This is a genomic window from Streptomyces marianii, from assembly GCF_005795905.1.
Taxonomy (GTDB): domain Bacteria; phylum Actinomycetota; class Actinomycetes; order Streptomycetales; family Streptomycetaceae; genus Streptomyces; species Streptomyces marianii.
In genome coordinates this window covers 2727291-2740205 of sequence record NZ_VAWE01000001.1, presented here as the reverse complement: position 1 = coordinate 2740205, position 12915 = coordinate 2727291, and the positions used below count along the sequence as shown (strand labels likewise).

Below are 12915 nucleotides of genomic sequence, written 5' to 3'. Positions count from 1 at the left end.
AAAGAGACGCGCCATGCGGAAGATCCTCATTGTCGGCGCCGGTCAGTCCGGACTCCAGCTCGCCCTCGGACTCCAGGCCCAGGGCTACGAAGTCACCCTGATGTCCAACCGCACGGCGGACGAGATCCGGTCCGGCCGGGTCATGTCCACGCAGTGCATGTTCCACACCGCGCTCCAGCACGAGCGCGATCTTCAGATCAACTTCTGGGAGTCGCAGGCCCCGAGGATCGAGGGCCTGGGCGTCTCGGTGGCCGGTCCCGAGTCCCAGCGGCTGATCGACTGGGTCGGCAAGCTCGACGGCTACGCCCAGTCCGTCGACCAGCGGCTGAAGATGGCCGGCTGGATGGAGACCTTCGCCCAGCGCGGCGGCCAGCTCGTGATCCACGGCGCGGCCGTCTCCGACCTCGACTACTTCGCCCGCGCCTACGACCTGGTGCTCGTCTCGGCGGGCAAGGGCGAACTCGTCTCCATGTTCGGCCGCGACGCCTCGCGCTCCCCGTACAGCGAGCCCCAGCGCGCCCTCGCCGTCTCTTATGTCCACGGTCTCGGCCCGCGCCCCGAGCACCCCGAGTACGACGCGGTCCGCTGCAACCTGGTCCCGGGTGTCGGCGAGCTGTTCATCATGCCGACCCTGACCCTCTCGGGCCGTGCGGACATCCTGTTCTGGGAAGGGGTTCCGGGCGGCCCGCTCGACGTCTTCCAGGGCGTGAAGGACCCGGCCGAACACCTCTCCCTCACGTTGGAACTGATGGAGAAGTACACGCCGTGGGAGTACGCCCGCGCGACGAAGGTGGAGCTGACGGACGCCAACGGCACACTGGCCGGCCGCTACGCCCCGACCGTGCGCAACCCGATCGGCCGACTGCCCGGCGGCGGCCTGGTGCTCGGCGTCGCGGACGTGGTCGTCGCGAACGACCCGATCACCGGCCAGGGCTCCAACTCGGCCTCGAAGTGCGCAGCTTCCTACCTCGACTCGATCGTGGGGCACGGCGACAGGCCGTTCGACGAGGAGTGGATGCGGACGACGTTCGACGGCTACTGGGAGACGGCTCAGCACGTCACCAAGTGGACCAACGCGATGCTGGGCGTTCCGCCGGAGCACGTGCTCAACCTGATCGGCGCGGCGGGGCAGCTCCAGCCGGTCGCCGACCGCTTCGCGAACGGCTTCGACGACCCGTCGGACTTCGAGAACTTCTTCTTCGACCCCGAGAGGACGTCGGCGTACCTGGCCTCGGTCGGCGGTGCGACGGCCTGACGCCCAACGGCTCCGCCCCGGCCCCAGCCCCGGCTCCGGACGCCCAGCCCCGGCCCCGGACGCCCGGGACCGGGGCGGAGCCCTGTCCGGGGCCCGTTCGGACCTCCCGGCGGGTGCCGGTCGGCAGACGCCCGTCCGCCGACACTTCGGCCAGGAGGGAGGCGCCGTCCCTGTCGCAGCACCGCCTACCGCGCGACCGCCGGGACTTCCGGGCGGGGGTCGATCGGCGTGAGCACTCCGAGGCGGTCCTCGACATGCTGGGCTGCGTCCAGGCACAGGTCGCCCAGGCCGCCGTCAGCGAGCCACTCGCCGCCAGACTCAGAGTCGGTTACGCGGCTCTCCAGGACCTCCTCGGCGGCCTCATCGCGGAAGCCGGTGAGAGCGGCCCGGTCGGCGACGGTGCGGCGATGCTCGATCCGCAGCGTGAGGCCCGGGCCCTGCTCGCCCTCTCGGACGGCCTGACCGGCCATGTGCTCGTAGGGCACCTGACCGCCGAGGCGGCCGAGGAGGCCCTGCACGTGTACGTGGTCGGCCTCCGGGAACGCCTCCGCACCAGCCGTTCTGGACAGGACGTCTGACACGCGTAGCGCTGTTCGTCTTGCGTGTCGCGCCAGTAATCCGTCGGTAGATCTGCCGCGCCTCTGCGACCGGGGTTCCGGACGCCGATCAAGCGCGTTGGCCGTTCGAGCCTGCGCTGGAACGACCTAGGAACTTCCGGCGCAGGCTAGGACTCCGGAGCCAGAACGGAGAGTTCCTCCGGTGAGAGCGAGGCCAGCACCTCCTCCACGTCGTTCAGGCGGTCCCGCAGCGTGTCCCGTTGCGCGCGCTGCCGCTCGGCGAGGGCACGCTGCTCGTCGAAGGCCCGGCGGGAGGCCGCCGCCAGTGTGTCCGCCCGGCGCGCTCGCGTCTCCAGCCGTGCGATCGTCGCGCGACTGCTGTCCGCCGCGCGCGACAGGAGACGGCCCTGCTCCAGAGCGCTCCGAGGGTCGCGGGCGAGTAGGAGCCGGAGGTACGGGGACAGTTCGGTCCTGCCCTGGTACTGCCGCCGGGCCAGCCGTCCCGCCTCGTCCCGGCTGCGGGCGAGGGCGCTGCGCGCATCGGCGAGGGCGGTGTTGAGCCGTCCGGTCTCGGCGGCCTGCTCGACGAGCATGTCCCGGGAGGCGCTGTACGCCTCGCTCGCTTCCGCCGCCTGCCGGAACAGATCCTGTAGCCGGGTGAGGGCCTGGGACACCCTCGCGGGTACCGCACCGACCACCGGCCCGATCGCCGGTCTCCCCGGAGCCGCGGCGGGCCTCCCGGGTGCCGCGGCCGGTCTTCCTGGCGCTCGGGCGGGTTTCCCCGCTGTCCCGGGCAGGGGCGCGGCGCCGCCGGGCTCCGTGCCGTCGCCGTCGTGCTCGGTACTCGGTCCGGTACTCGGTCCGGTACCCGGTCCCGCGGTCGGTCCCCGGGACGACTCCGGTGCGACGGCGGATGCGGCGGCCGAACCTCCGGCGAGCGCTGCCCCGGCCGCCGTCGGTCCGGCTGCGGTCGGCTCGAACCCTGTGGCCCCGAGCGCCGCCACCGCGACCAGTGCCGTCGCGCGGAGAGCTCGCAGTGTGCTGCCTGACACGTCATCACCTCCGGTTGCCCACGGACTCCGTCGGCGATGATGCGGCGCGGCCCGTATGAAGGCCGCCCGAGGGGTCGGTCCGGACCAACACCGTCACCCGTTGCGGGCGGCCCCGCCCGCCGTGCGGCGTGTCGACTGGCGGCCCGAGGTCCGTCAGCGCCCGAGGGGCAGCCCGTAGAAGGCCCGGCCGCGCCACACGACGGCGGTGCGACCGGCCACCACGCCCCGGTAGCCGGTCACCGGATCGGGGCCGCCTGCGTCCTGGAACTTCCACAGCCGGCTGCCGTCGGCCGTGGAGAACGCTGTGACCTGGGTGGACTCCAGTACCAGCGCGGTACGCCCGCCGGTGGTCAGCAGCACGCGCGGCTGACCGCCCCCGCTGCCGGCCTCCGTCGACCGCGTCCACCGCGTGGCGCCGGACGCCGCGTCGAGTGCGAACAGCCGGTGCCCGGCCGTCGGCACGAAGAGGGTGCCGCCGTGGACGCTCCCCTCGCCCGCCGCGCCGGCGGCCCGCCACAGTTGCCTGCCGCTGCGGGTGTCGTAGGCGTGCAGATCCGGTCCCGCGAGGGCGAACAGCCGGCCCGCGGCATCGCCGAAGACGGGTGCGCTCTGGTGGACGGTGCCGAAGTGCTTGCCCCACAGACGCTTGCCGCCGGTTCTGTCGTAGAGGGCGAACAGTCCGCGGCCCTTGTTCGCCTTCTGCTGCTGGGGGGTGAGCGAGCCGCCGTCCTGCCGTACGAGGAGTCCGTCGGGGCGGACCGCGACACCCTGGTACCGGGGTACGGCGTTCCGGGCGCGGCCGTTCGGGACCTGGGCGCGCCACAACTCCTTCCGGGCGACGGCGTCGTAGGCGACGAGGAACGTCCCGGCGCCCGCAGTCCCCGTGAACCAGACCACCGGTCCCTCGGTGCCCGTCACCGCGCTGACATGCGCGGGCGCCGCGATCCGATGGCGGACCGTACCGTCCTGCGGCGACAGCCAGAGGAAGTGCGTGGCACCGATCACGAAGAGGCCGTCGCCCGCGACCACGGGGCGGTGTCCCGCGCTCGCGGCCGCGGGCTGGTTCCACAGCCGGCGGCCCGTGCGCAGATCCACACCCGTGCAGCCCTTGTCGTCCGACACGACCAGCACCCGGTCGCGCCAGGCGGTGGCCTGTGCCGAGCCGTCGCCGGCGTGGCGGTACGCCCACAGCGGCGCCGGCGGCACACCGGGCAGCGGCTTCGCGGCCGGAGCCGGCCCGGGCGGGGCGGCGGGCGTCGTCTCGTCCTCGTCCCCGCCCGCGAGCGCCGCGCCGACGCCACCCCCGACCAGCAGTCCGACGGTGCCCGCGGCGGCTCCTAGCACCAACGCCCGCCGCTCAGCGCCCGCCTTGGCCGCGAGCACCGATGCGGTGAGGGCGGACTTGGGCGCGTCGCCGCCGTCCGGCGCGGCGGGGGCCGTGTCCGTGAGCCGGACCGCCTGTCCGGCGGGTGCCTCCGGTGCCGGAGGCACCGGGTCGGGGGCCGCGGCAGGGAGGGCCCCCTGCGCGGCGGTGACCGGCTCGGCTCCGTGGGCCGGTGGGGCGTCCGGCGCGATGGTCGCAGCATGGGACCCGCCTACCGGCAGGACACCCGGCGCGGCCGAGCGTGCCCGGCCTGCCGTGGCGTCCTCCGGGGCGCTCCGGACCCGGGGAATGCCCAGCGCCGCAGTCACCCTGTCGACGCGGCGCACGTCGGCGGGGGAGAGGGCCGGGGTGTCCCGGCCGCGTCCGTCCTCAGGCCCCGTGCCCGGGGCGTCCTGCGGGGGAAGGCCGGCGCCGGTCGCGTCGCCGGACGGGGCGGCGAGCGGCGCGGGGCGGCCCCCACCCGCGTCCTGCGCGGGCAGCGCGGTGCGGCTCGCGTCGCCCGGTGCCGTGGCGGTTGTCTGCCCGGTCGCGTCGCCCGGTGCCGTGGCGGTTGTCTGCCCGGTCGCGTCGCCCGGTGCCGTGGCGGTTGTCTGCCCGGTCGCGTCCTGCGCGGGCAGCGCGGTGCGGCTCGCGTCGCCCGGTGCCGTGGCGGTTGCCTGCCCGCTCGCGTCGCCCGGTGCCGTGGCGGTTGCCTGCCCGCTCGCGTCGCCCGGTGCCGTGGCGGTTGCCTGCCCGCTCGCGTCGCCCGGTGCCGTGGCGGTTGCCTGCCCGCTCGCGTCGCCCGGTGCCGTGGCGGTTGCCTGCCCGCTCGCGTCGCCCGGTGCCGTGGCGGTTGTCTGCCCGCTCGCGTCGGTGGCGGCCGTGGCGGTTGCCTGCCCGCCCTCGCGGATGACGGCCGTGGCGGATGTCTGCCCGCTCGCGTCGGCGTCCTGCGGGGGAGCTTCCGCGCCCGCCGTGCCGCCGGGTGACAGCGCCTGCGCGACGGGCGACGCGTCCCGGGGGACGGCCGCTCGGTCGCCCCGGGCGAGCCGGGCCACCGCGTCGGCCTGACCGGACAGGGCCGTCAGCACCGGCTCCGGCAGCCAGCCCTCCTTCGCCAGCGCCGCCGCGCCTTCCAGGGCGAGCGCCGCCGCGGCGCCGCCCGCGGTCGGCCGGTCGGCGGGGGACTTGGCGAGGCAGGACGCCACCACGTCCCGCAACCGGTCAGGAACGCCGTCCAGTTCGGGTGCGGCGCCGGCGATGGCCCGGCCGTCCGGGAACGGCGTGGTGCCGGTGGCGGCATAGGCGAGGAGGAGGCCGAGGACGAAGAGGTCGGAGGCCGTGCCGGGCGGCTCGCCGGCCAGTTGCTCGGGGGTGAGGTAGCCCAGCCGTACGGACAGCCCGCCGCCGGGGGCGGGTTCGGCGTGCGCGGCCGCGCCCAGGGCGCCGAAGGCCGACAGCCGGGGCCCGTCGGAGACCAGCAGCACGGTCGCCGGGGCGAGACCGTGCAGTACCGTGCCCGCCGCGTGGACGCGGGACAGGGTCTCGGCGAGCCCCGCGCCCAGCGTCCGTACGGCACGCTCCGGGAGCGGCCCGGCGAGGGCGATCGCCTCGCTGAGGGTCACAGCGGGCACGTAGGCGTACGCGGTCCACAGCTCGGAACCGTCCGTGGACAGGTCGAGAGGGGCGGTGACCCATCCTCCCGCCAGCCCCTCCGCGGTGCGCGCCTCCGCCGAGAATCGCGAGCGGAACGCCGGCAGCGCCGCGAGCTCCTCCCGGGCGAGGGAGAGGACCACCGGTTCGCCGCCGGCCGCCTCGTCGCGCCCCACGTACTGGACGGCGCTCGCGGTCGCGCGGAGCCGAGCCAGCGTCGTGTACGGGCCGATTCGGCGCGGATCCCCGTCCTGCAGCGCCTCCCGCAGTGCCTCCATCGGCGAAGCTCCCCCCCCGTGGGTCGTCGAACGCCGTTGATCCTATTCGGCCCGCTTCGGCTTCGACCAGGGCCAGTTGAGCCTGCGGCGCTCCCGCCCCTCCGGCGCGTACTCGTACTTCCAGCCGCGGGGCAGCCCGAGCCGCCTGGAGTGTCCGGCGGTGACCCGGCGGTAGGCGTACACGGTGTGCGGGCCACCGTCCTCGTCCGGCACCGGTACCTCGTACCAGAGCGGCGGGTTGCCGGTGGGGCCGACCAGGACGGGCAGGACCCGCCCGTCGAGCGGACCGCCGACGAAGGGGGTGTTCTCGCTTCTCACCCTTCCAGTCTCGCGCAGCGGCGCCGCCCCGTCCTTCCCGGGGCGGTCCCGGGCCCCGTACCGGACGGCACGCGACGCGCACCGGACGGCCCGGAAACCCGTGCCCGAGGGTGCCGGACACCCGTGCCGGGTCCACCGGCTCGCGACGCCCCGAACGGCGTCCCGCTGCGTTCCGCATCACACCGGGGCGCGTCCCGTACGAGGGCGGTCCTCCGCCGTGCGATGGCACGCACCGGACGCCGCAGGCCCGCCCTGCGGGCGGACGGACTACTTTCGCGACACGTCCTGGAGCAGGTGCCCGGCGTCGCCCGCGAGGGGCAGTACCCGCCGGGCGAGCGTCCCCACCGGGCCGGACGGGGTCTCCAGGGCGAGCAGTTCCCGGACGACGCCCGCGGTCTCCTCGTCCGTGGCCGCGGTCGCCGCGAGCAGGGCGACGAGATGGTCGACGAGCCAGTCCCGGAGCTCCCCGGCGGACGGGCGCTTGTCCTCGTCCAGCCAGATCAGCGAGGCCGCCTCCACCGCGGCGATCCAGGTGCGCACCATCATGCGCACGCGCGCCCCGGGTTCCGGTACGCCGAGGTGGACCAGGATCTGCTCGGCGGCCGCACGTCGCACCTCGTCCACGATCGCGCAGGTCCGGGACGTCTCGGCGACGCTGCCGCCGCGCATCAGCGCGCTGAACCCGGCGTCGTGCTCGTCGACGAAGTCGAGGTAGCGGTCCAGGACCCGGCCCAGCCGTTCGGTCGGCGGTCCGGCGGGAGCTTCCGCGAAGCACAGCACGAGCGCGTCTGCGGAGCTGCGCAGCGCGGCCTCGTACAACTGCTGCTTGCCGCCCGGGAAGTACCGGTACACGAGCGGCCTGGACACCCCGGCGGTCTCGGCCACGTCGTCGAGCGACACGTCCTCCGGCGCCCGGTGTGCGAACAGCGTGAGGGCGGCGCGGAGGAGCTGGTCACGCCGCTCCTCCACACTCAGGCGCCGGTACGCGCGCGTCGCGGGAGCACTCGAGGTCATACGGGCAGCCTAACCGCCGCCTCCCGGAGCCGGGATGCCGTCCGGACCGGTGGCCGGAGTCCGGACGTGTGTGGCCTGGGAGGGCCGCCTGCGCCGGACGGGTGTGCCGGTCCCGGGCGAGGGAGGCGCGCCCGGCCGGAACGCGCCCGCTTCCGCCTCCCGCGGCGCACCGTGCCCCGGTACCCGGCCACCCTCAGGCGAGGAGTCCCGAGCTCTTCCACAGCCGGCGGCCCGGGCCCCGGAGGACGCCGATGTCGTCGAGGAAGTCCGTGAGGCGCCTGGCGCCCGACTGCATCACCTCACGGCGGTGTCCGCTCGCCTTCACCTGGGCGACGGCCTCGCGCCGGTCCAGGCCGACGTTCTCGTAGACGTCGGGGTTGATGAAGCACACGGAGAAGACCCGGGCCGCCTCGCCGCAGCCGAGCCGGGTGAACTCCTGCTCCCAGCGCGGCGCGGTCACCATCTGGCGGCGCAGCTCCTCACGCGCGTAGCGTACGTGCCGCGCCTCCTCCACCACGTGGATCCGCGTCACTCCGCGGACCAGCGTCTGGACGCGCTCGTCCGGGAAGGTCAGGCGCTGCATCCAGTCGAGGATCTCCTCGCCGAGCAGCGTGGCCGCGAAGGAGCCCGGAGTCGTGGAGACGGTCTTCAGGACGCGGGCGAGGTTGTGGTACACCCGCGGCACCGGGTACGCGGGGGCGCCGCCCTTCTGGATCATCTTCGCGAACATCATCGAGTGGCGGCACTCGTCCGCTATCTCGGTGAGGGCGTAGCGCACATGATTGCTGGTCACGGGCTTGTCGTAGATATGCCGCACCAGCAGTTGCATCAGGATGATCTCGAACCAGATGCCGAGCGAGGCGAGGGACGCCGCCTCGTGCCGGGCCAGGTCCATCCGCTGCTCCTCGGACATCCGCCGCCACAGCGGGGTGTCGTAGAGGGACACCAGCTCCGGCGGCCAGAACCACTTGCCCTCCTCGACCGGGGCGTCCCAGTCGAGCTCCTCGTCGGGGTCGAAGGAGTGCTTGGCCGAGGACTCGAGCAGGCGCGCGGCGACCTGCTCGCGGTCCCGCAGGGGCCCGAGGGCATCGCGGAGGAGCGTGAGATCGCGTTCGGACACAGTCGTCATGTCAATGATGAGACTGTGCGTCAGTAAGCCCGTCAATCCCCTGTGCGGCACTTGTTGACTACGCGTCTACCAACGTGTGAGCCTGCCAACAGACCGTCAGTTCGTCAGTGCGAGGCGAGGGAGCCTTTCGTGTCGACGTATGACCACTACACCAGCCCGCCCCGGCAACCCGTCTGGGCCGTCCCGGCCACCGGCGCGGCCCGCTTCAGCTGGGAGTACGGCTCCGGCCGAGACCGGCTGCTCGCCCTCTACCAGAAGGGCAAGGACAAGCAGTGGGACGGCGCCAAGCGCATCGACTGGGATCTCGAGGTCGACCCGTACGACCCCCTCGGCACCCCCGACGAGGCCCTCAGCCTCTACGGGACGCGCCACTGGGCCAGGATGACCGAGAAGGACAAGGGCGATCTGCGCCGGCACTACTCCTCCTGGCAGTTCAGCCAGTTCCTGCACGGGGAGCAGGGCGCGATGGTGTGCGCGGCGCGGATCGTCGAGTCCGTTCCCGACCTCGACGCGAAGTTCTACTCCGCCACCCAGGTCATGGACGAGGCCCGGCACGCCGAGATCTACGGCCGCTTCCTGCACGAGAAGATCGGGATGCTGTACCCGATCAACGACAACCTCCAGGGCCTGCTCGGCGACACCCTCCGCGACTCCCGCTGGGACATGCCGTACCTCGGTATGCAGGTGCTCATCGAGGGCCTGGCGCTCGCCGCGTTCGGCATGATCCGCGACACCACCGACAAGCCGCTCCCCAAGCAGATCCTGGCGTACGTGATGCAGGACGAGGCCCGGCACGTCGCCTTCGGGCGCATGGCGCTCCGCGACTACTACAAGCAGCTCACGGACGCGGAGCTGCGCGAGCGCGAGGAGTTCGTCATCGAGGGCTGCTACCTCATGCGGGACCGGATCCGCGGGCTGGAGGTCCTGGAGGACTTCGGCATCCCGCGCCGGGAGGCCGAGGAGTACACCGAGCAGTCCGAGTTCCTGCACCTCTTCCGCAAGCTGCTCTTCAGCCGGATCGTGCCCTGCGTCAAGGACATCGGGCTCTGGGGCGAACGGCTCCAGAAGGCGTACGTCGACATGGGCGTCTTCGAACTCGGCGACTCCAACCTCGATCTGCTGATGACCCAGGACGAGGAACTCGCGGAGCGCCTGGACCGGGAGCGCTTCGCGGCGGAGGAGGCGGAGCGGGTGGCCGAGGTCGAGGAGGCGATCGCGGACGGGGCGAACTGAGCGCGGCCGCTCGTGCCACGAGCCGTCGATCAATCGACCTGACCGCGATCAACCAGCGGGGGTCCCGAGCCTGAGCGGTCCCGCACCGGTCAGGGCGCCGGGCCCGTCGCTCAGGGCTTCGCCGCCTTCAGCGCCTCGACCATCACCGCCCGTGCGATCGGCGCCGCATCGCCGCCGCCGCTGATCTCGCCGCCCGCCGCCTCCGGGTCCTCGACGACCACCGCGACCGCCACGGCGGGCCGCGGCGCCTCAGGGAGCTGCGCCCAGGCGATGAACCAGGCGTACGGCGTACCCGCGTTGCCGACGCCGTGCTGCGCCGTGCCGGTCTTGCCGCCCACGGTCACCCCGTCGATGAGCGCCCGCGTTCCCGTGCCCTTCTCCGCCGCCTCCACCATCATCCGCCGCAGTTCCAGCGCGGTCGCCGGGAACATCGCGCGACGGTAGGACCGGCGCGGTGTCTCCCTCACCGTGTCCCCGTCCCGGGTGGTCGTGCGGTCCACCAGGTACGGGTGGGCCAGCTCGCCGCCGTTGGCGACGGCCGCGGCCACCATCGCCATCTGCAGGGGCGTGGCCGTGGTGTCGAACTGGCCGATGGACGACAGCGCCAGCTGGTCCACGCTCATGCGGCGGTCGAAGTTGGACACCGCCACGCCGGACGGGATCCGCAGCGACGCGTCGTTGAAGCCGAAGCGGCCCGCCGTCTCCAGCATCCCCTTCAGCCCCACCTTCGCGCCCAGGTTCGCCAGCACCGTGTTGCACGACCACTTGATCGCGTACACCAGGGACGCGTTGCGGCAGCCCGGCACGGGGTTGGGCAGCGTCGTCCTGGTGCCCGGGATGACGAACGGGTCCGGTGTGTCCGTGGGGGCGTCCGCGTCCGTGACGACCCGCGCCTCCAGCGCGGCCGCGGCCGTCACGATCTTGAACGTGGAGCCGGGCGGATACGTCTGCCGGATGGCCCGGTTGAGCATCGGACGGGTCTCCGCACCGTTGAGCCGCCGCCATGCCGCGGTGACCTCGGGGCTGTTGCCGGACAGCAGCCCGGGGTCGTACGAGGGGCTGCTGACGAGCGCCAGGATCCTCCCCGTCGACGGCTCGATCGCCGCGACCGCCCCGCGCCTGCCGTCGAGCCCTCGGTACGCCGCCTGCTGCACGGACGGCCGGATCGTGGTCAGGACCTTGCCGCCGGGCCGCTCGGAGCGGGTGAACTCGTTCCAGAACGGCAGCGGGGCGAGCCTCGGGTCGGTGCCCGACAGCACCCCGTCCTCCGCGTGCTCGAGCAGGGTCGTGCCGTACGTCTGCGAGGAGTAGCCGGTGACCGGCGCGTAGAGGGGACCGTCCGGATAGGTGCGTTCGTACCGCAGCTGCTCGCCGGTGTCCTTCGAGCCCGTGACCGGCCGGCCGCCGACGACGATGGTCCCGCGCGGTTCGTCGTAGCGCGCGATGGCCGCACGACGGTTCGCGGGGCTGCCGTTGAGGCCGTCGGCCTGCAGCACCTGGATGCGAACGGCGTTCACGAACAACGCGGCGAGGAGGAACAGGCTCAGCGCGGCGGCGCGCCGGATGTACCGCGTCACCGCGTCCCCTCCGCGGCCGGTCCCGGCGGATCCGTCCGCGCTGCCGCCTCCGTCGGGACCGCGGGTTCCGCCGGTCCCGTGTCCGTCCGTACTGTCCGGGCCGCCGGGGGCGCGGCGGGTGCGATCACCCCCGCCTCCACCGGCTCCGGGTGCGGCTCACGGGCCGAGTCGCTCAGCCGGATCAGCAGCGCCACGATGATCCAGTTGGTGACGACGGACGAACCCCCCTGCGCCAGGAAGGGCATGGCCATACCGGTCAGCGGGATGAGGCCCGTCACCCCGCCCGCGATGACGAAGACCTGTACGGCGACGATCGCGGCGAGGCCCACGGAGAGCAGCCCCCCGAAGGGGTCGCGCAGGTCGAGTCCCGCGCGGTAGCCCCGCGCCACCAGCAGTGTGTAGAGCAGGAAGAGCGCCGTCAGCCCGGCCAGCCCCAGTTCCTCGCCGGCCGTCGCCAGGATGAAGTCGGACTTGGCGGCGAAGCCGATCAGGATCGAGTGCCCCGCGCCGAGGCCGGTGCCCAGGACCCCTCCCGACGCGAAGGCGAACAGCGACTGGGCGAGCTGGCTCGGCCCGTCGCCGGCCGTGATGGACGCGTACGGGTCGATCCAGGACTCGACCCGGCTGTGCACGTGCGGCTCCAGGGTGCCGACGGCGAACGCACCGACGCCCGCGAGCAGCAGCCCCACCACGATCCAGCCGGTCCGGCCCGTGGCGACGTAGAGCATGACCACGAAGAGCCCGAAGAACAGCAGCGAGGTGCCGAGGTCCCGCTCCAGCACCAGTACGACCACACTGATCAGCCAGATGGCCACGACCGGGCCGAGCACCCGGCCGGCGGGCAGTTGCAGGGGCCCGATCCGGCGGCCCGTGTGGGCGAGTGCATGGCGGTTCGCGGCCAGGTACGCGGCGAAGAACACCGCCAGCAGGATCTTGGCGAACTCGCCCGGCTGGAACGAGAGACCTCCGATCCGGATCCAGATCCGGGCGCCGTTCACCGCGGGGAAGAGGATCGGCACGATCATCAGGGCGAGCGCGGTGACGACCGAGAGGTATCCGTAGCGCTGCAGCACGCGGTGGTCACGCAGCAGTACGACGACCGCGATGAACAGCGCGACGCCCAGGGTGGACCAGATCAGCTGGGCCGGGGCGGCGCGGTCGGCCGGGGTCTCGAGGTCGAGGCGGTAGATGAGGACGAGGCCCACCCCGTTGAGGAGGACCGCGATCGGCAGCAGCAGCGGGTCCGCGTAGGGCGCCCGCAGTCGCACGGCGAGATGGGCGAGCAGTGCGAGCAGACCGAGGCCCGCACCGTAGGCGAGGGCGTCGGGCGGAACGGCTCCGCTCCTGGCCAGACCCACGTCGGCATAGCCGTACACGGAGATGAGGACGGCGCACACGAGGAGCGAGAGCTCGACGCCCCGCCGTCGCGCCGTAGGAGGCCGTTCGGGTGGGAGGGACTCCGCTGCCGTTGCGGTCATGCGACGCA

At 73.6% G+C, this 12915-nt stretch carries 10 protein-coding genes; 3 read left to right on the top strand and 7 right to left on the bottom strand.

From position 1 onward, the window contains the following. Positions 1-13 precede the first annotated feature (13 nt). Positions 14-1255: a styrene monooxygenase/indole monooxygenase family protein gene (locus tag FEF34_RS12225; RefSeq protein ID WP_138053210.1), complete on the top strand. Its 1242-nt coding sequence runs from the start codon at positions 14-16 to the stop codon at positions 1253-1255. A gap of 254 nt (positions 1256-1509) precedes the next feature. Next, positions 1510-1833 (top strand): TetR family transcriptional regulator C-terminal domain-containing protein, encoded by a 324-nt coding sequence (locus FEF34_RS12220; RefSeq protein ID WP_138057432.1) that lies wholly within the window; start codon positions 1510-1512, stop codon positions 1831-1833. Positions 1834-1979: 146 nt separating this feature from the next. On the opposite strand, the gene FEF34_RS12215 is transcribed toward FEF34_RS12220, so the two are convergent. From FEF34_RS12215 to FEF34_RS12195, 5 genes are all read right to left on the bottom strand, one after another. After that, positions 1980-2486, bottom strand: a complete 507-nt coding sequence (locus FEF34_RS12215) for a coiled-coil domain-containing protein (RefSeq protein ID WP_138053209.1) — start codon at positions 2484-2486, stop codon at positions 1980-1982. A gap of 531 nt (positions 2487-3017) precedes the next feature. Further along, positions 3018-6158 (bottom strand): outer membrane protein assembly factor BamB family protein, encoded by a 3141-nt coding sequence (locus FEF34_RS12210; RefSeq protein WP_138053208.1) that lies wholly within the window; start codon positions 6156-6158, stop codon positions 3018-3020. A 42-nt stretch (positions 6159-6200) separates the two neighbouring features. Continuing rightward, positions 6201-6476, bottom strand: coding sequence for a hypothetical protein (locus FEF34_RS12205; RefSeq protein ID WP_138053207.1), 276 nt, complete (start codon positions 6474-6476; stop codon positions 6201-6203). Between the two features lie 267 nt (positions 6477-6743). Beyond that, positions 6744-7490, bottom strand: a complete 747-nt coding sequence (locus tag FEF34_RS12200; protein ID WP_138053206.1) for a TetR/AcrR family transcriptional regulator — start codon at positions 7488-7490, stop codon at positions 6744-6746. 193 nt (positions 7491-7683) lie between these two features. Next, on the bottom strand, positions 7684-8619 hold the full coding sequence (locus tag FEF34_RS12195; protein ID WP_138053205.1) for an AurF N-oxygenase family protein: 936 nt from the start codon (positions 8617-8619) through the stop codon (positions 7684-7686). Positions 8620-8748: 129 nt separating this feature from the next. Between FEF34_RS12195 and FEF34_RS12190 the strand changes: the two genes are divergently transcribed. Then, positions 8749-9852 carry a ferritin-like domain-containing protein gene (locus tag FEF34_RS12190; RefSeq protein WP_138053204.1) on the top strand — a complete coding sequence of 368 codons (1104 nt, stop codon included), beginning with the start codon at positions 8749-8751 and terminating at the stop codon, positions 9850-9852. Positions 9853-9962: 110 nt separating this feature from the next. Here the strand turns inward: FEF34_RS12190 and FEF34_RS12185 are convergent, their stop codons facing one another. Beyond that, entirely contained in the window at positions 9963-11429 is a 1467-nt protein-coding gene (locus tag FEF34_RS12185) for a penicillin-binding transpeptidase domain-containing protein (RefSeq protein WP_138053203.1), read from the bottom strand. Continuing rightward, positions 11426-12907, bottom strand: coding sequence for an FtsW/RodA/SpoVE family cell cycle protein (locus FEF34_RS12180; protein WP_234042367.1), 1482 nt, complete (start codon positions 12905-12907; stop codon positions 11426-11428). The genes FEF34_RS12185 and FEF34_RS12180 overlap by 4 nt, the downstream gene beginning before the upstream one ends. Positions 12908-12915 lie beyond the last annotated feature (8 nt).